24 protein-coding genes and 1 riboswitch are annotated in these 25,402 nt (G+C 39.5%); of the genes, 16 read left to right on the top strand and 8 right to left on the bottom strand.

The features are described from left to right. Nucleotides 1–51: 51 nt before the first annotated feature. The 4 genes from ESP02_RS06485 to ESP02_RS06465 form a co-directional block, all read right to left on the bottom strand. On the bottom strand, nucleotides 52–1,401 hold the full coding sequence (locus ESP02_RS06485; RefSeq protein WP_002373392.1) for an amino acid permease: 1,350 nt from the start codon (nucleotides 1,399–1,401) through the stop codon (nucleotides 52–54). 167 nt (nucleotides 1,402–1,568) lie between these two features. After that, nucleotides 1,569–2,309 carry an amino acid ABC transporter ATP-binding protein gene (locus ESP02_RS06480; protein ID WP_002293446.1) on the bottom strand — a complete coding sequence of 247 codons (741 nt, stop codon included), beginning with the start codon at nucleotides 2,307–2,309 and terminating at the stop codon, nucleotides 1,569–1,571. Nucleotides 2,310–2,321: 12 nt separating this feature from the next. Further along, nucleotides 2,322–3,914 carry an ABC transporter permease subunit gene (locus tag ESP02_RS06475; protein ID WP_002373390.1) on the bottom strand — a complete coding sequence of 531 codons (1,593 nt, stop codon included), beginning with the start codon at nucleotides 3,912–3,914 and terminating at the stop codon, nucleotides 2,322–2,324. Between the two features lie 137 nt (nucleotides 3,915–4,051). Beyond that, a riboswitch (Lysine riboswitch) is annotated at nucleotides 4,052–4,226 on the bottom strand. Nucleotides 4,227–4,481: 255 nt separating this feature from the next. After that, complete coding sequence (locus tag ESP02_RS06465; protein WP_002293448.1) at nucleotides 4,482–4,778, bottom strand: hypothetical protein; 297 nt, start codon at nucleotides 4,776–4,778, stop codon at nucleotides 4,482–4,484. Between the two features lie 175 nt (nucleotides 4,779–4,953). Here ESP02_RS06465 and ESP02_RS06460 point away from each other — a divergent pair, with 175 nt between their 5' ends. The 4 genes from ESP02_RS06460 to ESP02_RS06445 all read left to right on the top strand — a co-directional run bounded on the left by ESP02_RS06460 (nucleotide 4,954) and on the right by ESP02_RS06445 (nucleotide 8,379). After that, on the top strand, nucleotides 4,954–5,679 hold the full coding sequence (locus ESP02_RS06460) for an NAD-dependent protein deacylase (protein ID WP_002315553.1): 726 nt from the start codon (nucleotides 4,954–4,956) through the stop codon (nucleotides 5,677–5,679). Beyond that, on the top strand, nucleotides 5,672–6,520 hold the full coding sequence (locus ESP02_RS06455) for a chorismate mutase (protein ID WP_002373386.1): 849 nt from the start codon (nucleotides 5,672–5,674) through the stop codon (nucleotides 6,518–6,520). The genes ESP02_RS06460 and ESP02_RS06455 overlap by 8 nt, the downstream gene beginning before the upstream one ends. Continuing rightward, nucleotides 6,517–7,038 (top strand): transcription repressor NadR, encoded by a 522-nt coding sequence (locus ESP02_RS06450; protein WP_002341084.1) that lies wholly within the window; start codon nucleotides 6,517–6,519, stop codon nucleotides 7,036–7,038. The genes ESP02_RS06455 and ESP02_RS06450 overlap by 4 nt, the downstream gene beginning before the upstream one ends. Before the next feature lie 210 nt (nucleotides 7,039–7,248). Continuing rightward, nucleotides 7,249–8,379: a hypothetical protein gene (locus ESP02_RS06445; protein WP_002373384.1), complete on the top strand. Its 1,131-nt coding sequence runs from the start codon at nucleotides 7,249–7,251 to the stop codon at nucleotides 8,377–8,379. Between the two features lie 118 nt (nucleotides 8,380–8,497). Here ESP02_RS06445 and def read toward each other — a convergent pair whose 3' ends face one another. Continuing rightward, nucleotides 8,498–9,061, bottom strand: coding sequence for a peptide deformylase (gene def, locus ESP02_RS06440; protein WP_002293455.1), 564 nt, complete (start codon nucleotides 9,059–9,061; stop codon nucleotides 8,498–8,500). 249 nt (nucleotides 9,062–9,310) lie between these two features. Here def and rpsO point away from each other — a divergent pair, with 249 nt between their 5' ends. From rpsO to ESP02_RS06410, 5 genes are all read left to right on the top strand, one after another. Continuing rightward, complete coding sequence (gene rpsO / locus ESP02_RS06435) at nucleotides 9,311–9,580, top strand: 30S ribosomal protein S15 (RefSeq protein WP_002289282.1); 270 nt, start codon at nucleotides 9,311–9,313, stop codon at nucleotides 9,578–9,580. Between the two features lie 187 nt (nucleotides 9,581–9,767). After that, on the top strand, nucleotides 9,768–11,894 hold the full coding sequence (gene pnp / locus ESP02_RS06430; RefSeq protein WP_025478412.1) for a polyribonucleotide nucleotidyltransferase: 2,127 nt from the start codon (nucleotides 9,768–9,770) through the stop codon (nucleotides 11,892–11,894). 406 nt (nucleotides 11,895–12,300) lie between these two features. Next, entirely contained in the window at nucleotides 12,301–12,567 is a 267-nt protein-coding gene (locus ESP02_RS06420) for a GlsB/YeaQ/YmgE family stress response membrane protein (protein ID WP_002293441.1), read from the top strand. Nucleotides 12,568–12,710: 143 nt separating this feature from the next. Continuing rightward, nucleotides 12,711–14,702, top strand: coding sequence for a KUP/HAK/KT family potassium transporter (locus ESP02_RS06415; protein WP_038398354.1), 1,992 nt, complete (start codon nucleotides 12,711–12,713; stop codon nucleotides 14,700–14,702). Between the two features lie 216 nt (nucleotides 14,703–14,918). Then, nucleotides 14,919–16,220, top strand: coding sequence for a hemolysin family protein (locus tag ESP02_RS06410; RefSeq protein ID WP_038398355.1), 1,302 nt, complete (start codon nucleotides 14,919–14,921; stop codon nucleotides 16,218–16,220). A 127-nt stretch (nucleotides 16,221–16,347) separates the two neighbouring features. Here the strand turns inward: ESP02_RS06410 and ESP02_RS06405 are convergent, their stop codons facing one another. The 3 genes from ESP02_RS06405 to ESP02_RS06395 form a co-directional block, all read right to left on the bottom strand. Beyond that, nucleotides 16,348–17,718: an MATE family efflux transporter gene (locus ESP02_RS06405; RefSeq protein ID WP_002374199.1), complete on the bottom strand. Its 1,371-nt coding sequence runs from the start codon at nucleotides 17,716–17,718 to the stop codon at nucleotides 16,348–16,350. Between the two features lie 181 nt (nucleotides 17,719–17,899). Then, complete coding sequence (locus tag ESP02_RS06400; RefSeq protein WP_002289744.1) at nucleotides 17,900–18,223, bottom strand: DUF960 domain-containing protein; 324 nt, start codon at nucleotides 18,221–18,223, stop codon at nucleotides 17,900–17,902. 325 nt (nucleotides 18,224–18,548) lie between these two features. Continuing rightward, the gene (locus ESP02_RS06395; protein WP_002374201.1) at nucleotides 18,549–19,157 is read right to left on the bottom strand and encodes a 50S ribosomal protein L25/general stress protein Ctc; all 609 of its coding nucleotides are present in this window, start codon (nucleotides 19,155–19,157) and stop codon (nucleotides 18,549–18,551) included. A 328-nt stretch (nucleotides 19,158–19,485) separates the two neighbouring features. Between ESP02_RS06395 and ESP02_RS06390 the strand changes: the two genes are divergently transcribed. From ESP02_RS06390 to ESP02_RS06360, 7 genes are all read left to right on the top strand, one after another. Next, nucleotides 19,486–20,202, top strand: coding sequence for a 16S rRNA pseudouridine(516) synthase (locus tag ESP02_RS06390; protein ID WP_002374203.1), 717 nt, complete (start codon nucleotides 19,486–19,488; stop codon nucleotides 20,200–20,202). Between the two features lie 12 nt (nucleotides 20,203–20,214). Then, complete coding sequence (locus ESP02_RS06385) at nucleotides 20,215–20,910, top strand: YjjG family noncanonical pyrimidine nucleotidase (protein ID WP_002374205.1); 696 nt, start codon at nucleotides 20,215–20,217, stop codon at nucleotides 20,908–20,910. Nucleotides 20,911–20,993: 83 nt separating this feature from the next. Beyond that, nucleotides 20,994–21,623 carry a uridine kinase gene (gene udk, locus ESP02_RS06380; RefSeq protein WP_002374207.1) on the top strand — a complete coding sequence of 210 codons (630 nt, stop codon included), beginning with the start codon at nucleotides 20,994–20,996 and terminating at the stop codon, nucleotides 21,621–21,623. A gap of 409 nt (nucleotides 21,624–22,032) precedes the next feature. After that, complete coding sequence (locus ESP02_RS06375; RefSeq protein ID WP_002293431.1) at nucleotides 22,033–22,635, top strand: TVP38/TMEM64 family protein; 603 nt, start codon at nucleotides 22,033–22,035, stop codon at nucleotides 22,633–22,635. Between the two features lie 21 nt (nucleotides 22,636–22,656). After that, a complete protein-coding gene (locus ESP02_RS06370; RefSeq protein ID WP_002374211.1) occupies nucleotides 22,657–23,145 on the top strand; it encodes an N-acetyltransferase in 489 nt (162 codons plus the stop codon). A gap of 322 nt (nucleotides 23,146–23,467) precedes the next feature. Further along, on the top strand, nucleotides 23,468–24,841 hold the full coding sequence (locus tag ESP02_RS06365) for a hypothetical protein (protein WP_025478474.1): 1,374 nt from the start codon (nucleotides 23,468–23,470) through the stop codon (nucleotides 24,839–24,841). Further along, nucleotides 24,825–25,292 (top strand): YaiI/YqxD family protein, encoded by a 468-nt coding sequence (locus ESP02_RS06360; protein WP_002374214.1) that lies wholly within the window; start codon nucleotides 24,825–24,827, stop codon nucleotides 25,290–25,292. The genes ESP02_RS06365 and ESP02_RS06360 overlap by 17 nt, the downstream gene beginning before the upstream one ends. Nucleotides 25,293–25,402: the final 110 nt, after the last annotated feature.

The raw sequence follows: 25,402 nt of genomic DNA, 5'->3' as shown, positions 1-25,402 counted from the left end.
GAAACAAGCCGAAATTTCTTGAAGCTGAACACTTCTGTCACAACCTCTTTCTTACTTCTTACGTTCATATTTCATATGATAGATCAGTAATAGAAGCAAGAACCACACAGGTGTCAGTAATAAAGCGATTCTCGTATCTTTTCCTAGGAACAAGACGACACACACAAAGGCCATATAAAGAAAGACCAAATAATTACTCAATGGGTATAGCGGCATTTTAAATGAATGAGCTTTTTTGCCGACGATACTTTTACGATATTTCATATGCGTGTAGACAAGCATACTCCAAATAAACAAGAAACAAGTAGTGGCAATACTGCTTACGAGTGTGAATACTTCACTAGGCATCACGTAATTCAAGATAACCGAAATGAAAATGACGATCGTAGAAAATGTCAAAGCATTCCCTGGAACATGATGTGTTGTTAACTTTTTGAATTTTTTAGGAGCACTTCCTTCTTGTGCTAAAGAACGAAGCATACGTCCTGTACTGTATATTGCGCTGTTGCAGGCAGAAGCTGCTGCACTTAATACGACTAGATTGATCAAGGATGCAGCAATTGTGATCCCAATTTCCGAAAATACCTCTACAAATGGACTATTATCTGGATTCAAGCTATTCCATGGATAGATGGCCATAATGACAAAAAGAGAACCTAAGTAAAATAAGATGATCCTGATAGGAATATTATTGATAGCTTCCGGCAATACTTTTTCAGGATTTTCTGTTTCCCCAGCGACTAATCCAACTAATTCAATCCCAGCAAAAGCAAAGGTCACCATTTGGAAAGCCAAGATGAATCCTTTGGCACCAGTCGGAAAGAATCCGCCATGAGACCATAGATTCGTGATGCTGGCTGTGCCGATATCTGTCGTATAGTGGGTGAGGATCATATAAGCACCTACGAGGATAAAGGCAATGATCGCTACAACCTTGATCAAGGCAAACCAAAACTCTAACTCACCAAACAACGAGACAGCCACCATATTCAAGCAAAGAAGAAGACCTAATGCAATCAGTTCAGGAAGCCACTGAGGAACACCAGGTGCCCAGTAGCGTACATACATCCCAATGGCTGTTAAATCTGCCATTGCAATCGATACCCAGCAGAACCAATACGTCCAACCAGTGATGAAAGCCGCTTTTTTGCCAAGATATTCTGCAACAAAATCCAGAAAAGAATGGTTATTAGTATTTGATAACAGAAGTTCGCCTAACGCACGCATAATGAAAAAACAGATGCATCCAGTGATGAGATAGGCGAGCAATATCGAAGGGCCAGCTAGCTGGATAGACTTTCCGGAACCTAAAAACAGCCCCGTTCCAATCGCTCCGCCAATAGAAATCAGTTGGACATGTCTATTTTTCAGTCCACGCTGCAGTTCTTGCTCTTCATTCATTTTTAAATCATCCTAACTAAAAAAGTTTAATTACTTCCATATTAAGAGAGTTTTCTGAAAAACGCAACTAAGATTCCATAATTTTCAGAAATTTACCTTTTATGAGTAGGCGCAAAAAAAGAACTGCGGTAAATACCGCAGCTCTCTGTCCCAATCAGCGATTGATCCTAAGCATTTAAAATACGTGAAAGAAACTCTTTTGTACGTTCTTCTTTCGGATGGACAAAGATATCTTCTGGTGTACCTTCTTCTGCAATCACACCTTTATCCATAAAAATGACACGGTCAGATACATCTTTTGCAAATTCCATCTCATGCGTCACGATAAGCATCGTCAAGCCAGTATGTGCTAAGTCTTTGATCGTATTAAGCACTTCGCCAACCATTTCAGGGTCTAACGCCGAGGTAGGTTCATCGAATAACAATACATCTGGATTCATCGATAATGCCCGAGCAATTGCGACACGCTGCTTCTGCCCGCCAGACAATTGTGCTGGTTTAGCTTCGACATAACGATCCATACCAACTTTTTCCAGATTTTCGATTGCTACTTTTTTGGCAGTTTCTTTATCTCGTTTCAGGACAGTTGTTTGTCCAGACATACAGTTTTCCAAGACGTTCATATTATTGAAGAGATTGAAGGATTGGAAAACCATACCTAGATTCGTTCGATATTTAGGTAAATTATATTTAGGAGCTAATACATTTTCTCCATTATAAATGATCTCGCCGCCTGTCGGTTTTTCTAGTAAATTGATACAGCGCAAGAAAGTAGATTTACCAGAACCAGAAGAACCGATGATCGTCACAACTTCACCTTTGTTGACTGTCACGCTGATATCTTTCAATACTTCATTTTCACCGAAGCTTTTTCTTAGATGGTTGATTTCAATAATTTTTTCACTCATGATTCTTCCTCCTTATTCCTGCAAATTTGAATTGTCGATTTCTTCAAGCTTTGTGTAAGCAGAAGGTCCATCGATTTTCTTTTCTACCGCACGCAGGATTCTGGTGATCGTAAAGGTCATGACTAAGTAGATGATCCCGACGATTGTAAATGTTTGGAAGAATTGGAAATTCGCACCGGAAGCAGAGTTCCCTTGGAAGAACAAGTCAGCTACGCCGATTACACTTAAAACGGCTGTATCTTTGATATTGATAACAAATTCATTCCCCGTTGCCGGCAAGATATTCCGTAAAACTTGTGGAATAACAACTTTTCTCATCGTTTGGCCATGGGTCATACCAATGGCTTGCGCAGCTTCGAACTGTCCTTCATCTACTGCAAAAATTCCCCCACGGACGATCTCTGTCATGTAAGCTCCAGTATTGAGAGAGACGATAAACAAAGCGGCAATCGTTCGATTCAACGAAATACCAAAAGCGAGTGCCAGACCGTAGAAGATGACCATTGCTTGTACCATCATCGGTGTTCCGCGGAATATTTCGACATAGATAGAAAGAAGTGCATTTCCGATTTTTTGGAAGAAGCGAGTCAGTGCATTTCCTGATTCAGGTACCGAACGGAAGACTCCAATCAGTAATCCAAGTGTGGTACCGACAACTGTCCCGATCAATGCGATGAACAAGGTAAGTCCAGCACCTCGTAAGAACATATTGCCGTATTGTTTCCAAATCGTAGTGAAGTCAGAAATGATGCCGGGTTTTTCTTCGCTATCAGTTGCAGCAGGCTGATCTTTGACTGCTTGGTCCATGATTTTTGTTCGTTCATCGTTAGAGATGCCAGAAAGAATCTGGTTTACTTTTTGGATATCCGGGTCGCCTTTACGCATACCAACAGAAATCTGAACATCTTCCGGGTTGGTCTGGAAGCCATCTGCACCGCTGAATTCGAGCATTTCCAGGTCTTTGTTCACACTAGTTGCCGTTACACCTTCCGGACGTTCGCTGACATAACCATCGATCATTCCAGAAGCTAACGCTGTTCTCATGGCTGAGAAATTATCCATTGCTTGTTGTTTCTGAACATCCGGTATCTGATCGATCACCGTATAATGGAATGTATTTAATTGAGCAGTGATCTTTGCTCCAGAAAGATCTGCTAAACTTTTTGCCTTTGCGTATTTGCTATCTTTTTGAACCACGACTACTAATTGTGATTCATAATAAGGGTCGGTAAAATCAATTTCTTTTCGTCGTTCAGCAGTAGGGCTCATTCCGGCGATGATCGCATCGATCTTGCCTGATTGAAGGGCAGGAGCCAGACCATCCCATTTTGTTTGGACGATGACTAATTTTTTCCCTAAACCATCTGCTACTTTTTTAGCGATTTGAACATCATAACCGCCGGCGTAACTATTTTGGCCTTGGATTGGCAAGGCGTTATTCTCATCTGTTTGTTGAGACCAGTTGAAGGGTGCATACCCAGCCTCCATACCTACGCGAAACTCATCGCTCGGTGTTTTTTCATCTGCATTTGCCAGAGATCCCACACTGAATAGTGAGAAGACAAAAGCAAATAGTACGGCAACTGAAACCATATTTTTTTTCATTTTTTTCTCCCTTTCTGATTATATGATACACGAGCGGTCTAGATGAAATGCGGTAAAGCTTTATCTGAAAAAATAAAAAGCGACCGATTTATAGATATAAAAAGGCCGCTAAAATTCCATAAGGTGATAAACCTCTCACAAAACATAGCGCAACTTAGCATCACTGCTAAGACAGTCCGCAAGCTCTTAACTTGCGTCCCAACATACACTTCAAGCAAAAAAGTGTACATTTCGGCGATCCTCCCTATTCCTGCTTCTCCATGTTTGCTTCACTCCACAGGGTTAATGATTCTCGCGACCTCTACCTCATTGATTGAGGCATCTCGTATTCAGTTATTTATACAAAAAAAGTTTACGATACTCGAGAGGCTTTGTCAATCTATAACTGCTGTTTTTTGAAAAAATACTGATAAACATAGAAATCTTTACTTTTACCGAAAAAACAATCAAAATGTGAATCATCTATCCATTACAAACGATAGTATAATTATACACAAAAATGTATGTAACACAATAAAAAAAGAACTGAAACAGAAAATTTCCTGCATCCAGTTCCACCTCGATTATTTAAGCAGCCGCTTTCTTTGGCTCGCGTCCTAGGATCGCTTGCAAAAGAACAACGACACCGTAAATGGCTAATATTAGATAAATCAAACTTGAGTATTGAGTGATTCCCCAGCCCCATGTTCGATAAACGGCTAATGTAATGGCTAAAACAATTGCGGCAATCACGTTGAATAAAGCAAAAGCCCAAAGATTTCCGTTTTCTTTGCGTACAAGGTAAAAAACAGAGAAATAAACACTTAACGCTAACCAGGCGATGCAAGCCAGAATAACGCCCCAGTAAATAAAGAATGGTAACATATCGATTCACCTCACTTTTATACAGCAGTATTGTAACACGTTTTCATTCTTTTGTCAGTGAGGATTGTGATAAATTGTTCAAATGTCCCTCACACTTTTTTATTCCTATTTTTCACACTTTTCAACAATAAATTTGTTTGAGTATGGGCTATAATGGAAAGTGAGGTGACAAAACATGAAACAAGGAACAGTAGACGAAGCAGCAAAAGAGATATTGACTCATCAGAAAATCACGTTTTTGACCGGTGCTGGGGTATCCACACCTTCTGGAGTGCCAGATTATCGATCACTGACAGGAATCTACCACGGAATGGAACAGCCGGAATACTTGCTGAGTCATCAAGCAATGGTGAATGAACCAGATAAATTCTATCAATTTGTCAAAAAGATTTATCATCCTGAAGCAAAACCCAATATTATTCATTTAGAAATGGCACGTCTAGCGAAAGAAAAAAATGTCTGGGTCGTTTCGCAAAATATCGATGGGTTGCACGCAAAAGCTAAAAGCCCGCAACTCGTCAATTTTCATGGAAGTTTGTATCAATGTCATTGTCGAAAATGTAAGCAAACAGTAGACTGGAAAGAATATCTTCACAGCGACAAACATCAAGCATGCGGCGGACAAATACGCCCAAACATCGTGTTATATGGTGAAGGATTCCAAGATGAAGTCATTGAGCAGGCGGCTTACGCCGTCAGCCAAGCAGAGCTGGTCGTCATTGTTGGAACGAGTTTTCAAGTTCATCCATTTTGTGATCTGGTACAATTTCGCCAACCGTCAGCCAAAATTTTAGTAATCAATCAAACGCCTGTTTATTTAGCGGAACCTTATACGTTTATTCAGGAAGACGGAGCGGTTGTTTTCAAAAAAATACAAGAATTAGGAGTAGACTATGACTGAATTCAAAACAGAAAAAGAAAAAATGATTGCAGGCGAGCTTTATTTTGCCAATGATCCTGAGTTGGTTGCCGACCGTATGTTTGCAAGAAGTCAAAGCCAAATCATCAACCAAGCCGAATCAGCGGAACTGCGATCCCAATTGTTGAAAGAGACATTTGGTCGTACAGGAAAAAAAATCTATATGGAGCCAGTTATCAATTTTGATTACGGATATAATATATTTGTCGGTGAGAATTTTTATGCAAATTTCAACTGTACATTTTTAGATGTCAGCACAATCGAAATCGGTGATAACTGCATGTTCGCTCCCAATGTCCAGCTGTATACGGCAACACATCCATTACATCCAGTGAAACGTAACAGTGGTTTGGAGTACGCAAAACCCATAAAAATCGGTGATAATGTTTGGTTAGGCGGAGGCGTTATCGTCACGCCGGGTGTCACGCTAGGAAACAATGTAGTGGTCGGCGCAGGTTCGGTTGTGACCAAATCTTTCCCCGACAATGTAGTGATTGCAGGAAATCCTGCTCGTATCATCAAGACAGTAGAGGAAGAACCGTTAGAAGAGTCTCTTGAAACATTACGTCAAAAGATCGATACGATCGATCGAGAATTAGTTGCTTTATTAGAAAAAAGAATGGATACAGTAACTAAAATAGGACAAGTAAAAAAAGAAGGAAACCAGGCAGTTTATGATGAAAAAAGAGAGCAGCAAGTATTGGATAAAGTTGCTAAACTGCTGAAAAATAAGGGATACAAAGAAACAATAACAGACACATATGTTGATTTGATGAAACACTCGCGCGAATACCAAAACAAAATGAAGGAGGAATCAGTGTGATCGAAGGAGAGGCACGGCGAAAACAAATCATGCAAACCTTGGCAAATACAGAAAAACCAGTGAGTGCTAGCAAGTTTGCGAAAACTTTTGGAGTCAGCCGTCAGATTATTGTCGGTGATATTGCTTTACTACGAGCGGCAGGTAAAAGCATCGTGGCAACAGCAAGAGGTTATATCCTTGAAACAGAAGAAACCAATACTGGACATATCAGTAAAATCGCTGTCCAGCATGGAAAAGATCAGACAGAAGAAGAGTTGAGACTCATCGTTGAAAATGGCGGTGAAATCATTGATGTGATCGTAGAGCATCCGCTTTACGGTGAATTAACAGGCACGTTGCACATTAAAACGCCACAAGACATCGATTCATTTATGAGACGTTATCAAAAAAGCAATGCTTCTTTATTATCCGAACTCACAGGAGGAATTCATCTGCATACGATCCGCTACCCAGAAAAGCATATGCTGAAAACAATCAAGCAAAAACTAGCTGAAGCAGGTATCTTGTACGAAGGATGACATCGTAGCTCATGTTCTTTATCTAAGAACCTGTCTAAACATCCCTGAGATAAGAAGATAAGGTAGAAATGAATATCTATATGATATGAGTAAGAGAAACTGGCGAAATTTAAACGCCAGTTTTTTTATTTTCAAGAAAAAGTAGTTTCTTTTATTTAGATAAAAGTAAGTTACACTTTGTAATAACTAAAATTAAGAAGAGGTGCAGCAATGGAAAATAAAAACAATAAGAAGACATATATGCTATTTGGATATAAAGAAGAAATGGAGAGTGCTGTTTATTCAAATCCGACATGGGAAAAAGAACTTAGAAATCAATACGAAAACAATAATCCTAGTACCCCTTATGCCTATTCTACAGACTTGGTGTTTGAAGCTGATTTTATGAAAAATAAAACAATTGAAGTAAAAGAACTATTGTTTAAACATTATCCAGTATTTATAGAGCCTAAAAGAAAAAATTTTATTTTGTGGGATGATGTTCATCAGGTCATGCAATCCATACGGGCATTCCAACCAGAGAATCTGGCAAGAGGAGCAGATTTGGAAGCTTGTTTCGAAATGATTATGCTAGAGGTAGCGAAGAAACACCCTCAAATGGAAATCGTCGTGTGTATTTATGACGATCCTCATAATGAATCAAAGATTATTGATGGAACAGACAAAGATTCAATTGCCTCAGTTATCCGCTACATTTATCATTCACCAGAACTTAAAAACAGAGTAGTTTTTTACGATGGAGCAGAAAGAATGATAGTACCATGGATTAGGAACCCTGAATTATGGAAAACGTGTGTCAAAGACTTTGGCATGGACCTAAGACCAGTGGGACAGTTGGCTCAGCCAAAAGGATTACTTCCAGACAAGTCAGCGCAACTAACTGATTTAGCTTCTCGCCATCACCAAAAGCCGCTGTCAGATTTCATAACAGCAGCTAATGTACAACATAAAGCGGATGATCAATTAAACAATCGGCAACAAAATAGTCCAACAAAACAAAACGTGAGTATGAATACACGAACAGAAAAAACGTTGGTAAAAGTAGATTCTTGGGAAAATAGAGAGGGATTGAAGCAAGAGACAGATAAAAATCAAGGGAAGAAGCGAGTGGGACAGTTAATAAAGTCATGGGAAAATCGGCAAGACAGTAACTCAGGACAGGTGCTAGACAATCGCTCCCAAACAACGGGCATAGCAACACTAAATCCAAGAAAACAGAGGTTAAACCAACTCCAAGAAGGCGCAACGAAACATAAAAGCTATCTTTCAGGAGATAAAAAACATATAATCCCCAATAAAAATTTATCTCTATCCAAGACACAGCCGTATGCTGAATATTGATTTTAGTAGTTTTGATTTCAGTCAGTGACGAAACATAAAAAAGGAAGTGACGAGTTTCTGTCACTTCCCTTTTATAAAGCTTTCTTATGCCATAGAATCGAAGGATCAATCCAAGTCTCTACTCGATCACCAATACGCCTTCTTTTAATGCAAATGGATTTTGATCGTTGATGTGGTCATAGAACATCACACCGTTGATATGGTCGATTTCATGTTGAACGACGATCGATTCATAATTCTTCAAACGAATCTTGTGTTTTTCACCATTCATATCATAATAAGACACAGTGATTTTGGCATGGCGAACGACATATCCTGGTACTTCTCGGTCAACAGATAAACAGCCTTCGCCTTCCCCTAAACAAGCATCTTGAACAGAATGGCTCAAAATTTTAGGATTATACATAACAGTACTTAGAGAAGGTTCATCTACCTCTGGGTCTGCACTTGGTACGTGAACAGCAATGATTCTTTTAGAAATATCTAATTGAGGCGCAGCTAAGCCAACACCGCCTCGTAAATGCAATTCTTCAGCTTTGATTGGATCTTGGCTGTTTTTTAAGAACTCAAGCATCTCTTTTCCTAAAGAGATATCTTCTTCGCTTAATGGAAGAGAAACTTCTTCTGCCACTTCGCGTAAGGTCGGATTTCCTTCACGAATGATATCATCCATTGTAATCATGGAATATGTACCCCTTTCTTAAAAGACTATATTCAAGTCTATTTTCGCATTATAGTTTACCACAAAAATGGAAAAGTAGTAGTAAGATTGTTTGAAAACTACTTTTTCTTAATGATTAACCACTTGATTTCCAGCCCGGTTTCAGGTAAAGTATAGCTGTGTGCTCTAGGCGCACGGCCTGCCACTTGGTTAAGCGAATCACCAACGTTTTACTCAGTCGCAGGGGAATAATCGAAAGAGGTGAAAGAAATGGCAATTTCAAAAGAACGCAAGAATGAAATCATCAACGAATATGCTCGCCATGAAGGGGATACTGGTTCTCCAGAAGTACAAATCGCTGTATTAACTGAAGAAATCAACCACTTGAATGAACATGCACGCGTGCACAAAAAAGACCATCATTCATACCGCGGCCTAATGAAAAAAGTTGGTCACCGTCGTAACTTGTTAGCTTACTTACGTAAAACTGACGTTCAACGTTACCGCGAATTGATCAAACGTTTAGGCTTGCGTCGTTAATTTTAGTCAAAAAGAGTGGGATTCACATGAATCTCACTTTTTTTACTCGTATATCAATTAAGCAAAATTCCGTGATCAAGCTAGATGGACTCCTACTAACCAAATGAAAGCTGCTCAAAAAACGGCTTTCAGCAGTTTTCATTTGTTTAGTAGCGTCTTGCTTTCACGAGAAGGAAAAGGAGAAGTTATGTCAGAAAAACAAGTATTCAAAACGACATGGGGCGGCCGTCCCTTACAAATCGAAGTCGGTCAGCTAGCAAAACAAGCAAACGGAGCTGTTTTAGTCCGTTATGGAGATACAGTGGTCTTAAGTGCAGCTGTGGCCTCTAAAGAAGCAAAAGATACAGACTTTTTCCCATTAACGATCAATTATGAAGAAAAAATGTATGCAGCAGGGAAAATCCCTGGAGGTTTCATCAAACGAGAAGGTCGTCCAAGTACAGAAGCAACATTGACTGCCCGTTTGATCGACCGTCCGATTCGCCCGATGTTTGCGGAAGGCTTCCGTAATGAAGTCCAAGTAACGAACATCGTGATGAGTGTAGAAACTGACTGTTCACCAGCTATGGCAGCGATGTTAGGTTCTTCTTTAGCACTATCGATCTCAGATATTCCATTTGATGGTCCAATCGCAGGTGTAGAAGTTGGTCGTGTAAATGGTGAGTATGTCTTGAATCCAACGGTAGAGCAAGCAGAACAAACAGATATCGAATTGACTGTTGCTGGTACGAAAAAAGCGATCAACATGGTTGAAAGTGGCGCGAAAGAAGTTTCAGAAGAAGACATGCTTGGTGCATTGCTGTTTGGTTTTGACGCTATCAAAGAATTAGTTGCTTTCCAAGAAGAAATCGTTCAAGCAGTAGGAAAAGAAAAAATGGAAGTCACTTTACTGCAAGTTGATGAAGTATTGAAAAAAGAAATCTTTGATGCTTCTTACGCTACAATGAAAGCAGCAGTAATGACCGAAGAAAAACTTGCTCGCGAAGAGAATATCGAGCAAGTGAAACTCGATATTCGTGAAGCTTACGCTGAAAAATTTGCAGGTCACGAAGATGAAGATCACTTATTGAAAGAAGTCAAACAAATCACGGAAGATCTGGAAAAAGATGTCGTACGTGAATTGATTACCATCGATAAAATCCGTCCTGACGGGCGTAAATTGGATGAAATCCGTCCATTGTCATCAGAAGTCAGCTTGTTGCCACGTGTACATGGATCAGGATTGTTCACACGAGGACAAACACAAGCTTTATCTGCTTGTACACTCGCACCTTTAGGAGAACACCAAATCATTGATGGTTTAGGGGTTGAAGTCAGCAAACGATTCATCCACCACTACAATTTCCCTCAATTTTCTGTTGGTTCTACAGGACGTGCAGGATCTCCAGGACGTCGGGAAATCGGACATGGCGCATTAGGAGAACGAGCATTGGCACAAGTAATCCCTTCAGAAGAAGAATTTCCTTATACGATCCGCTTGGTAGCAGAAGTATTGGAATCAAATGGTTCTTCTTCCCAAGCAAGTATCTGTGCTGGCACGTTAGCATTGATGGATGCAGGGGTACCAATCAAAGCACCTGTTGCCGGTATTGCGATGGGACTTGTTTCTGATGGTGAGAACTATACGATCTTAACAGATATCCAAGGGCTGGAAGATCATCTTGGCGATATGGACTTTAAGGTTGCCGGTACAAAAGATGGTATCACTGCTTTGCAGATGGATATCAAGATCCAAGGAATCACAGAACAAATCCTAACTGAAGCATTGACTCAAGCAAAACAAGCACGTATGGAAATCTTAGAAGAATTGACTTCAACGATTGCTGCTCCACGTGAAGAATTAAGCCAATATGCACCAAAAATCGAAATGATCCAGATCGAACCTGCTAAAATCAAAGATGTTATCGGTAAAGGCGGAGACACGATCAATGGAATCATCGATGAAACGGGTGTAAAAATCGATATCGATCAAGATGGAAAAGTAAGTATTGCTTCTGCTGATGCAGAAATGATCAAAAAAGCCATCAAGATCATCGAAGATCTGACAAAAGAAGTCAAAGTCGGTGAAGTTTATCTAGGGAAAGTTGTCCGTATCGAAAAATTCGGTGCATTCGTCAACTTGATCAAAGGAAAAGATGGACTTGTCCATATTTCTCAATTGGCAAACGATCGTGTCAATAAAGTCGAAGATGTTGTTAAACTAGGTGATGAGATTCTTGTGAAAGTAACTGAAATCGATAAACAAGGACGCGTAAATCTGTCAAGAAAAGCAATGTTGAATGAAGATGGTTCAACGAAAAACGAAGCAAAATAATTTTAATTCTTATGAATATTGTGTCTTGTGATCAAGAAGTTGGCAGGAGAACAATAATTATTCGAAAAAAAGGGACTGTGACAAAAAACGTGTCACAGTCCCTTTTTCCGAATAAACGGTGTTCAAAAGCTTGCATCTGCGGTAATAAGTCCAGCCAAATTAAAAACATTAGGAGCTGTTTTTACTTGGCTGTTCTTATTACTTGATGCAGAACAGCTTTTTTACAACCTCTTGGTAAACGGTGTTCCAGAAGTAGCTTCTACGGAAATAAGCCGAAATTTCTTGAAGCTGACCACTTCTGTCACAACCTCTTTTTTTACTGAAGTTTCTTGGTGCATATTTTTGGAGTCCTTCTAAATAAAGCGTAAAATAAAAGTGAGATAAAGGGACGAAGGAGGGGAAGGCTATGCTGAACTTTTTATGGTCGTTGTTTATCGGCGGTGTGTTAGGTTTGATAGCTGGTGCCATTTTGGGAAAGGAAGTCCCAGGTGGTGTATCTGGAAATATCATTATCGGCTTTTTAGGTAGCTGGCTTGGCGAATTTTTACTAGGACCGCTTGGACCGGAACTTGGCGGTTTTTATTTGATCCCAGCATTATTGGGTGCAATTTTTTGCCTTGCTCTTTATTCATTTGTGGCAAGACGCATCAGGGAACGACCAAAGAAAGAATAATTTTATTCAAATAAGTTGACACTTCAGTGTGTTACTTGGATAATTAGAAGCAATTTAGGAAAGCGGGTGTCATGGATAAGAAGATCGTCTATCATTCAAGCTTACCTAAAGGATATCCATATAACAAGAAATGAGGGGAAAACGTGGCAACAACGCACAATACCAAAAAGATATCAATGGCTGGCCTGCTTGTAGCGATGGGAGTCGTCTACGGAGACATCGGGACAAGTCCGCTTTACGTGATGAAATCGATTGTTGAAGATAATGGCGGATTGACAGGAATCAATCCTGATTTTGTTATCGGTTCAGTCTCATTGATTTTTTGGACATTGACTCTACTGACAACGATCAAATATGTCGTGATTGCACTGAATGCAGATAACCATGGGGAAGGTGGGATTTTCTCACTCTACACACTTGTCCGAAAAGGTGGGAAATATTTGATCATTCCTGCAATGATCGGAGGAGCTGCCTTACTAGCAGATGGGGTATTGACCCCTGCTGTGACGGTAACGACTGCGATTGAAGGATTGCGGGGAATTCCGCAGTTTTTTGACCGGTTCGGTAATAACCAGAACGTGATCGTCATTATCACTTTAGTTATTATTTTTGTCTTATTCATGGTCCAACGCTTTGGGACAGATATTGTCGGGAAAGCATTCGGACCAATCATGTTCGCTTGGTTTACTTTTTTAGGAGTAATGGGGTTGCTGAATTTTAGCCAGGATTGGACAGTTATCCGTGCATTGAACCCTTATTACGCAATCCAGCTGCTTTTTAGTGCAGATAACAAATTAGGCTTGTTCATTCTTGGTAATATTTTCTTGGCTACGACAGGTGCAGAGGCGCTTTATTCCGATCTTGGACATGTCGGCAAACGAAATATTCGTTTGAGCTGGCCTTACGTCAAAATTTGTTTGGTCATCAATTATTTTGGGCAGGCTGCATGGTTATTGAATGTTTATCAAAACCCTGAAGCACAGCAAATCAAGAACTTGAATCCATTCTTCCAAATGATGCCTCAAAGTTGGATCGTGATTGGCGTTGCTTTTGCAACAGTTGCTGCGGTGATTGCTTCGCAAGCATTGATTACAGGCTCGTTTACGCTGGTTTCGGAAGCCATCAAGTTGAAACTGCTGCCTCGATTAAAGATCATGTATCCTGGGAACAGTATCGGGCAAATGTATATTCCAGCAGTCAATCTGATTCTATGGATCGCCTGTTCTCTAGTGGTCGTCACATTCCGAACTTCCCATCATATGGAAGCTGCTTATGGTCTGTCGATCACGGTGACCATGTTGATGACGACGGCACTGCTTTACTTTTATCTTATCCAAAATGGGCATTCTCGTTGGCTTGCATATTTAGTTACCTTTTTCTTTGGTGCAATAGAAGTCGTTTTCTTTATCTCAAGTGTCGTCAAATTCTTCCGTGGCGGTTTTGTAGCCGTTCTGATTGGTTTGATCATCTTAGTTGTGATGTTCATTTGGGAACAAGGAAACATCATCCGCGAATCGTCAACAGAGGATGTGTCTTTGAGGGATTATATCCCACAGCTTAAAGAATTACGTGATGATACTTCTTTACCAATCTATCAGACGAATGTGGTCTTCCTGGTTCCTGATATGGCTGAAGATAAAGTGGGACGACAGTTCATCTATTCGATTTTAGATAAGCGACCTAAAAGAGCACGAGTCTATTGGTTTGTTCATGTGGAAGTGACGGATGAGCCATATACGAAAGAATATCAAGTAGATATGATGGGCACCGACTTTATTGTCCAAGTGAATCTGTTCTTAGGTTTCAGGGTCCAACAGGAAATCAACGTATATGTTCGCCAAGTCATCCATGATTTGATGAAACAAGGCCGTTTGCCAAAACAGCCACAAAGATACTCTCTGACACCAGGACGGGAAGTTGGCGATTTCCAATTTGTCCTGATTGATGAAGTAGTCTCCAATGTGACAACTCTAGGAAAATGGCAGCGTCAAATCATGCAGGCAAAACTGGCAATCAAAAAAATCGCTACCTCGCCAGAAACATGGTTTGGGCTAGAGTACAGTGAAGTAAAACATGAAACTATTCCGCTTATCATTGGAAATACTCGGAAAACATGGTTGAAAGAGCGATTGTGAAAGTAGCGCTTTGATCTGAATTCAGCTTTTGAATACCTTTTTTATCAGAGATCATGAAAAAGCTGTTTAGCAACAAGTAACGCAATGCTTTTGAGTAAGAAGGAGATGTGGCATTTTTCAGCCACATCTCTTTTTTTACTCCTCATATAAATACGCATTATTTTCAATCTTTTTGTAGAAAAAGGGTACAATAGAAAATGAGAAAGGCGGGAGAATATGGTTATCAATTTCATTATTTTATTTTTGATGATTGCAATTACTTCATTTTTTGTAGCAAGTGAATTTGCTTTAGTGAAAATCAGACGATCAAAATTGGAACAACTAGAAAAGGAAAACGTGAAGAACGCCAAGCTAGCTCTTCATGTTACACACCATTTAGATAATTATTTATCAGCTAGTCAATTAGGAATTACGCTAACCGGTTTGATCATCGGGTGGGTCGGTGAAGGCTCTGTCGCGGCTCTACTGGAACCAGTGATCGGTAAACTACCTTTCAGTTCGGCTATCAGCAGTACAATCTCTGTGGCGCTAGGATTTATTTTAGTTACGTATATCGATGTGGTTATTGGCGAACTGCTTCCTAAGAGCTATAGTATCGTCAATACGGAGAAGGTCGTCTTGTTCGTAGTCAAACCGCTTCATTATTTTTATAAAGTAATGTTTCCTTTTATTTGGGTATTGAATCATTCGGCAGCGGGTCTAGGAAAGCTTTTAGGTGTGCGCCTCGTATCTGAAGGAGAAGAAACCTTGTCTCAAGAAGAGCTGACATTAGTCGCATTGAATTCTTATGAAAAAGGAGAGTTAACCAAAGAAGAATATCATTATTTGGAAAACGTGTTTGAATTTGATGATACCTTGGCAAAAGATATACAAGTAGACCGTACCTCTATGCAAGTATTCGAAGCTTCAGAAACAGTAAAAGAAGCGATAAAAGCTTCGATTGAGCAAGGTCATACTCGCTATCCGGTGATTTTAGAATCCAAAGACAATGTTTTAGGTTATGTTACCTTACCAGATTTGATCAAGCAATCTTATAAAGATGACCAACTGACAGTAGAACATTTGATTGAAGAGCCAATCGTAACAACTGAAACGATCCCTATAAAAAAATTATTGACGATCATGCGAAAAAAAGGAAAACATATTGCTATCTTAAAAGATGAATATGGAGGGACAAGCGGCTTAGTGACGATTGAAGATATTTTAGAAGAAATCGTCGGGGAAATCCGGGATGAGACAGATTTGGACGAAGCATTGATAGCGGAACAGTCAGATGGCTCTTATATCGTCTCCGGCAAACTAACATTAGATGATTTCCAACGTTATTTTCATGTAGAGATTCCAGAGTTTGAAGAAACGAATTTTACTACACTTGCGGGATTTGCTTCTAGCCGATATAAAGAAATAAACGCAGGAACGATCATTGAGATTGGCTCATTCCGTTTCACGGTATTAGAATACCAGCATGCACATATCGATTATTTCAAAGTAGAGACTATGGAAAGAAAAACAGAATAAAGAAAAAAGGCTGTGACATTTTTTGTCACAGCCTTTTGTTATCTAAAAAACCTGTTTTCAGTAAACGAAGAAGATATTTTCAATAAAAGTTTTCATTTTTAGCCGCACCGATTTCTTTTAATCAAGGTTACCTTGCTTCGGCATGTTCTAACGTGAAATGCTCCTCTTCACCCATGTGTTTCAATTGTTTCATCGAACGCATATAAGAGTAAAGCAACACAGCAACAGAACCGATCCAAGCTAGAGGAGAAGCTGCTGCGGCTCCTGGATACCCCCACATTCCTGTAAGAACGATAGCTGCAAAAGAACGCATAAGCAATTCCATCATACCAGCGATCGTAGGAATCTTGCTTTGTCCAAGACCTTGAAGCGTGTAGCGTAAAATGAATAGGACTGCTAAGATCCAGTAAAGAGACCCATTGATATTGAAGTAGGTTTGTGCTAATTCAAATACACGTGTTTCTGATGGGCTAACAAACAATTGAACAAAGAAATGTCCAAAGAAAATGACGATAGCACCTGCTAAAAGACTAAATCCGACACTCATCAATAAAGTTTGTCGTACACCTTGCAAGATTCGGCCATATTCTTTTGCACCATAGTTTTGTGCAGTGAAAGTCGCCATTGCGATACCAAATGACATCATCGGTTGATTGGCAAATTGATCAATACGACCAGCAGCGGCTTGAGCAGCCACAACATCTGTCCCTAAGCTATTTAGTGCCGCTTGTAATACGATAGCACCGACAGCGATGATTGAAGACTGGAACGCCATTGGCAAAGCTGCATTTAGATGTACACGAAACTCTTCCTTATCAAAATTGAAATCTTTTTTGCGTAACTGTAACAAAGGCATCTTTTTCTTGATATACACAAGACACAGTACGCTAGAAGAAACTTGTGCGATTACGGTAGCAATAGCTGCACCTTCCACACCCATACCAAAATAGATAATAAAAATCAAATCAAGTACGACATTGATGATGACCGCAATGATCAGAAAGAATAATGGTGTGCGGCTGTCACCAAGTGCGCGAATGACATTAGAAAGCAAATTGAAACTGACGGATGCAAAGATCCCTAACAAAATAATTGAAATAAATGTTTGTGCTTGATCAATTATTTCAGGAGGAGTTTGCATCAACTGAAGCATCGGACGAATAAACAGGAGACTCAGGACAGTTAAAATCACAGTGACGACAAGACTAATAACAACACTAGCAGCAAAACTTTTCTTCAGACCCCGATAATCTTTTGCACCGTAACGTTGTGCAGTAATAATGGCTAAACCAGCTGTTAACCCTTGGGCAAAACCAATGATCAAAAATGTCAGGCTTCCAGTTGCACCAACCGCTGCCAGCGCATTTTTACCTAGTGTCTGACCCACGATGATCATATCGATCATATTATAAAACTGCTGAAAAACGTTTCCGATCAGTAAAGGAACAGTGAACAGCAAAATCAGTTTAGCGGGGCTTCCTTTTGTTAAATCGCGCATCTTTTAAACTCCTTATATCTTTAAAATTTAGTTAGTAGTATATAGCGTTTATCCTGAGAATACCAATTAGAAATCAATGATAATTGATGAAATTCCATAAAAAGAAGCCAAGAATTGAGTCAAAGAATCAACAACTTGGCCTGGTCTGTAAAATAAGGGACATCCACGTTTATCTATCACCTTAATATTGTCTGATCTCACTTGGTAAAAGGATCGTTTCTCTCGTACCGTCATCATAGGCGTATACTTGAGCAGGAAATTGGTTCGAATAGGCAAACGGCAAATCAATATCCATTTCCACATTGCTTCCTGCTTGAGAAAAATGCATCGTCACTTTTCCACGATTTTCAATCAAATCAAAGGTTAATATATTTTCTAATGGAATGACTCCCTTAAGATCTAGGTCAATAATAAACCATATACTGTCAATCAATTCATCTGGCAAACTTGATACTACACCAACTGAAGCGTAACGGTTGCGGCTGCTATCAAAACTTTCAAACATCTGGTTAACCTCCTTCGAATCAACGAATGTTTTTATTTTTATAATCAATCATAGGATAAACTAGAAATACTTACTTTAACGAGGGTTCATTCTAATAAAGAATCAGGAAAAATGCAACAATAATTGAATACTTTTTTTCAAAGTATAAATTTTTATAAAGGTACGATAAAAGTATGCGAGGGAAAGCTTGGTAAATCAGCATTTTTCGTTTGCAAAGCTATTTACAAAAGTGGAAGCCCCATATGAAAATAAACGATTAGAAATAAAAAAGGCGTGTTAAAAGCTGCTGACCCGCCGCTTCTAACACCACCTGTTTGTTTCAGTATTATTCTTCTTTTGAACCGATTACTTCTGGTTCGCCGCCTTCACCTGTGCTTTCTTCTTCTTCACTTTGAGCGACTACAGCAGCAATTTGTTCTTCACTATCGGTCACGAACTTGTAATCGTCGTTTTTTGGAAGATCGGCTACTGTAATAGAATCGCCTAATTCCAAGTTTGTCACGTCGACTTCAATTCGTTCAGGCAATTTGTCTGGTGTAGCAGATACGACTACTGTATACAAGTTTTGAGCTAACACTCCACCCGATTTAGCACCAACTGATTCGCCAACAAGAACGACTTCTGTTTCGACTTCTGTTTCTTCCGACATGTTGACAGATAGAAATTCTGCATGTTCGAAATGATTAGTAAAAGTGTTCGTTTGGATCTTATGAACCAATGTATTGACTTTTTGTCCGTCAATGTCCATCGTGATAACTGTGTTCGCTCCATGTTCACGCAACAATTTGCTTAGTGTCAAACCATCGAATGAGATAGGGGTACTTTCTACTTTATACCCATAAACAACAGCTGGAACTTTCCCTTCGTGACGAAGTTTATTTCTTAATGAACGGGGACGTACTTCTCTTTTACTTACTTCTAATGATACTGACATAACCAAAATTCCTCCTTAAAATGTGACTGTCTGCTTTGGTAACGGACAGATTTTATTTAAGTGAATTCTAAAGGCTAATCTCGTGCACATCATCGAAGGCAGGGCGCTTAAAAAAACGCAAAAGGAGAGATGTGCGCATCTCCCCTTAGAAAGTCAGGATTCAACTTTTCTCCACCAGGTCATTACGCTGTGTATGAGAAATCCAATTCACTTTACTCTTTAACCGTAACGCGAACTACTGGTTAAGTCAAGGAATAACGCTGATGATTTATTTGCAAGCAAACATATTCAAGGTATAATTCTTATTAGTAATAAGAAAGGAAACGGTATGCGCTTAGATAAATTAATAGAAGAAAAATTAGAAACGACACGTAAGGAAATGAAGCGGCTGTTTGCTTTGAAGCAAGTGATGATCGATGGCACAGTCGAATTTAGACAAAATCGAAATGTAGACAGTTTGCTGCATCGGATTGAAGTAGCAGGTGAACATTTAGAAACAAATGAGTCCTACTATCTTCTCAACAAGCCTAAAAAAGCTGTGACTGCTGTGTCAGATCCAGAAAAGACGACAGTAATCGATCTGATTGCAAGTGCCGATCGTTTTCAGCCGCTCTATCCGGTGGGAAGACTGGATAGAGATACAACAGGACTATTGCTGATTACTTCGAATGGCCAATTGGGATATGAAATGCTCCTTCCTGAAAAAAAGGTCTCAAAGACTTATCAAGCAGTGGTGAACGAAAGGGTGACATCAGCAGACGTAGCAGCATTTGAAAAAGGAATCGTATTCGCTGATGGGTACCAGTGCCAGCCGGCTAATCTAAAAATACTCAAAGCAGACAAGCACCAAAGTACTGTTTTATTGACGATCCAAGAAGGAAAATTCCATCAAGTCAAAAAGATGTTTTTAGCCCAAGGAAAGAAAGTGATCGCATTGAAGCGGTTAAGCATGGGACCATTGGAATTAGATGAACAGTTGGCAGTAGGCGAGTACCGATCGTTGACGCTAGCAGAGATGAAAAAGTTAAGTATTTATTTTAAATAGGAGATCAAAAAGATGAGATATAACACTTTATTGTTTGATGTTGACGATACATTGCTAGACTTTCAACAAACTGAGGCAAATGCTTTAAGTGCTTTGTTCGCAGAGCAAGGAATCACGTTGACACCAGAAATCAAAACGAGCTATAAGGCTTTGAATCATCATTTATGGCAGGAATTTGAAAAGGGCAGACTATCACGAGAAGAAGTAACAGGCAGTCGCTTTGGATTACTCTTCCAGCAATTTGGGAAAACAGTAGATAGTCGCCAAATGGAGAAACGCTATCGTCACTACTTGAACCAAGGACATGAACTTGTTTCGGGGAGTCTAGAACTTCTGAAAAAGGTCCATCCTCACGCCGAACTTTATATTGTAACGAACGGTGTGTCGCACACGCAATATCAGCGTTTAACAGATGCAGGAATGCTTGATTATTTTAAGGATATATTTGTCTCAGAAGCTGTCGGAGCGCAAAAGCCGATGAAAGAATTTTTTGATCATGTATTTTCCCGCATTCCTGATCTTGATAAAAAACAGACTGTGATCATTGGTGATTCACTGACTTCTGATATCAAAGGAGGGAACATGGCAGGGATCGATACGATTTGGTTCAATAAAAACAAATTGCCGGAAATCGAAGAGATCCAACCCACTTATCGAATCGATTCTTTAGAAGAACTTTACTCATTATTGGAAATTGAAAAGGATTAATTTTCAGAAAAATATAGCATTTTCGTGTTTTTTCGCTATAATAGATTAGAATGAAAAAACGGATACGAAAGAGGTTTTAGTCAATGACAAAAAGCAAGCCAATTATCATTGGTGTGACGGGTGGGTCAGGAAGCGGAAAGACAAGTGTCAGCCGTGCGATTTTCAACAACTTCCCGGACCATTCCATCATGATGCTTGAACAAGATTCTTATTATAAGGATCAGAGCCATTTGAGTTTTGAAGAACGATTGAACACAAATTATGATCACCCTTTTGCCTTTGATAATGATCTGCTGATTCAGCATGTAGGCGACTTACTGGACTATAAAGCCATTGAAAAACCCGTGTATGACTATGTAGCGCATACAAGAAGTCAGGCAACGATCATTCAGGAACCAAAAGAAGTGATTATTCTAGAAGGAATCCTGATCTTAGAAGATGAACGTCTGCGTGACTTGATGGATATCAAGGTATACGTAGATACAGACGATGATATTCGTATTATTCGTCGTATCAAACGGGATATGGAAGAACGGGGACGCACATTGGACTCCGTGATCGAGCAATATTTGACAGTTGTTAAACCGATGTATCATCAATTTATCGAACCAACGAAGCGCTATGCGGATATCATTGTTCCAGAAGGCGGAGAAAACCACGTTGCTATTGATTTGATTACAACAAAAGTGGCTAGTTTCTTAAACCATAAATAGTGCGCAGTGAAACAGTTGAACGGACTGCGACCGTTTGAAAAGCAAGGATCCTGCTTTTTGAACAGTCACCAGTCAACTGTTTTTTTATTTATAACAAGAGGTTGTGAAATCAGCGTCTTGACTTGAGCTAATACCGAAGGTCAGCTGATTGAGCACCGTGAATCAGAGGTTGTGAAAAAGCTGCCCTGCATCCAGTAATAAGAACAAATCAAACAAAAACAGCTTCTCGTGTTTTTCGTTTGGTTGGGTTTATTATCGCAGATGCAAGCTTTTGAACACCGTTTAACAAGAGGTTGTGACCGAAGTAGTCAGTTTCAATAAATAAGAAGGAATTTTCCGAAGAAGCTACTTTTGCATCACCCCCTAAGGAGGCAGTTTTAGCAAATGAAAAAAGATATGAGGAAGAAAGATGTCTAAAAAAGCATCAGTTTTACAAAAATGTCTTCAGATCATGCCAATCATCGGTCTGTTGTTTTTCTTTGTGTTGATTCTCTATGCTTATCATCATGGGATTTTTCGTTCAAGCACGTCTTTGCAAGCGTTTATCCAGGAATTCGGCAAGTATGCAGTGATAGTATTTGTTCTGTTGCAAGTGATCCAAGTAATCATTCCTATTTTGCCGGGAGGGATCTCTTCGGTAGCTGGCATGCTGATGTTTGGCAATGGATTTGGGCTTTTATATAGTTGTATTGGTCTAGTGATTGGAGAAGCAATCGGATTTTTGCTTGTCCGTTACTATGGCGTAGCCTTTGTCCAGCTTATTTTATCGCCAAAAAAGTATCAAAAATTTGATGAATTGCTGACAAGAAAAACGAAAGATATCAAAAAAGTATTAGTCGTTACCTTGCTGCTTCCCTTTGCGCCAGACGACTTGATCTGTCTAGTAGCTGGTTTGACGAAATTATCTTTTAGAGAGTTTATGCAGATCGTGATTTTCTTGAAGCCGTGGTCGGTAGGCGTGTACAGTATGATCATGCTCTTTTTATTCCATCAAGCGCAAGGTCATTTATAATGTAAAAAAGGACGTGGGTGTATGGAAAAAATAAAAGTAACAGAAAATGAACTGGATGAGCTGATAGCAGTCATTCAAGAAGTATGGCCGGAAGCTTTTGTGCCAATTATTGGTCAAAAACAAGTCGATTATATGCTGAAAACTTATCAGTCAAAAAAGCAGATCCAAAAAGAACTGGCAGAAGGCGTTTCTTATTTTTTATTAAAAAGTGAAGGGAAGACTGTCGGTTACACTGCTTATGAAGAGATAAAAGGTAAAATCTATTTAAGTAAATTATATTTGCTGAATAAAGCCCGTGGCCAAGGATTGACTTCTTCGGTTTTTCGCTGGTATGAAGAACTTGCTGCGCAAACAACGGAAAAAGAGATTTTTTTACGAGTGAACCAGGGAAATCATCAAGCAATCGAGGTTTATAAGCATGAAGGGTTTGAGATTACAGAAGAACTTGTTTCAGATATCGGTCAAGGATTTCAAATGGTCGATTATAAAATGAAAAAAGCTCTCGCATAATCTTAGGAACTGTGTTAAAGTAACTTCATGCGACGGGTCGAGAAGGACTCTGGTTTACAGAGCTCCTAATTGATTTTGGAGGCACAGGATAATTGATTTCTATCTTTATCACCTGCCGGATGCAGGGGTGTCGGGCAAGACTTTTGTGGAGAAGGGCTTGTCTGCTTGAGTAATCAAGTACCGTAAAAATGCAGAAAGAAGCTTATGCTTCTTTCTGCATTTTTTTTTACAAGAATATATTCTGTAAAATTGGTTTATTTCCCCTTTAATGCTAAAATCGAAGAGCAGATTAGTTATAAGACTGTTTAAGGGAGCCATTGTCATGTTCGAAAAACTCAAACGATTTGGGCGCAATTTTACGCAAACAACGCCCTTTATCTTAAGCAATACGGTTATTTTGATTCCTTATCTTTTATTTTTGGGAATAACAGATTCGCATAATTGGCTGACGATTTTACCATTTACGCTGTTTTATGCCTTTCGGATGACTGGGCTGTTTTTAGTCAATAGTCTACGATTTGGTCTAGATAGTTATACTTTGCTGATGATCGCTCTGCTGATGGGTGGTACTGGTTCATTGCTTGGAATACTAGGCGTATTTTATTTTCCTTTGTTTTATTTTTCAAGTGTTCTTCTAGGGCTGAGTGCAGCATGGCTTGTACCTGCTAATATCACGGTCAATTTCCATGAGAAGACGCAAGGCTTTATCAATATGGATGGGAAAAAGTACTTATTTGCAGCTATCTGGCTATTCCTCCTGTATCAAGCAATCGGACTGCCTGCACCGACTCAGATTGCAGCAAGTTTTACGATTTATACACTTTTTTACGTCATGGCCTACCATACGGTCAGTCATTATCCGCGTTATGAACTGGATTTCAAAGATATTAAAAGAAATTTAGTGGCTACGCGGGAGCTTGTTTTATTTTTGGTGTTCTTTGGCTTATTGTTTCTTTTGAGAAATGCCCGATTGTTATTCGATGAAAGGCTTTTTGATCTTGCTGTTTATGGTTTCTTGGTGTTGTTCATTGTGTTCGTGTTCGTCTTAGGCCACCAGAAGAAGGAATGGAAGTTGCCAAGTTGGCTGAATCTGTTTACTTTTCTAAATGGAATGCTAGGGAATTTTCTTTTTTTGTTTAGCAGTTTTTATGTTGGCATACTGTACGGATTAGAGAAACTTCCGTTTTATATGTATTTTCCTTATGCTGCCGGTTTGATTGCAGCAAAAATAGTCGGACCATTGATTTTGAAACGTTTATCATGGTCTCCATTGGCTACGCAATTGCTTGGACTGAGTTCTTCTTTGCTGGTCCTCTTGATTCCGAATGGTTTTGCGATAGGTGTCTTTCTGCTTAGTTTCTGGCACGTAGTAACAGGCAGTTGGCTAAATAAGGAATATTATCAAACCGATGTAGCTATTCCAATGGATCGTCGGATTATTGCCAAATACACTACTCAAAATAAAGGAAGTGTGATCCACCAGTTTTTATTGATGACGCTTTTGTTTATTTTAGCAAAAGAAATGGGAGAGCCAATCCATCTACTACTGATCATGCTGAACCATGGAGCAGTGCCGACAGCGAGTTCGCAATTGCTTATTTTAGCCAAATGGATCAATGTCGGTCTCTTAATGAGCGGATTGGTGACTGTATATCATTTATGGAAGAAGGCGAAAAAGAATGAGGCTATTCATTGATGGAGATGGTTCTCCAGTAAAAGAAGATGTCATAAAGTTAGGAGAATCCTATGGTCTCGACGTGATTATTGTAACCAGTGTAGATCATTATACGACCAAAGAATACGCTAATCATGTCCAAATCCTCTACGTAGACCGTGGAGCTGATAGTGCAGATTATAAAATCGTCGGTATGGTTAAGAAGAATGACTTTTTGATCACGCAAGATTATGGTTTAGCTTCACTTGTATTGCCGAAGGGTGTGCGAGTGTTCCATCACTCTGGAAAAGAATTTGACGAAGCGAATATCGGCACACTTCTCGAACAACGTTACCATAGTGGGAAATTAAGAAAAGCTGGTATAAGGACAAAGGGTCCAAAACCTTTTACGGATAAAGATCATACGGCTTTTCGTCAAGCGTTGAAAAAGGCAATTGACCAAGGTTTACCAAGTACAGAAGATAGTAGGTAACGAAGGTAGTTTACTTGTGCGCGAATACACCAAAAAGGAACAGGGAAACAGGATAACTGGATTCCTTGTTCCTTTTTTTGTTGTTCTTCGGTACTCGCTCAAAAAACGGT

Origin of the sequence: Enterococcus sp. NBRC 3427 (assembly GCF_007996925.1) — a bacterium.
Classification (GTDB): Bacteria; Bacillota; Bacilli; order Lactobacillales; family Enterococcaceae; genus Enterococcus_B; species Enterococcus_B lactis.
This window is presented reverse-complemented; position numbering and strand designations above follow the sequence as displayed.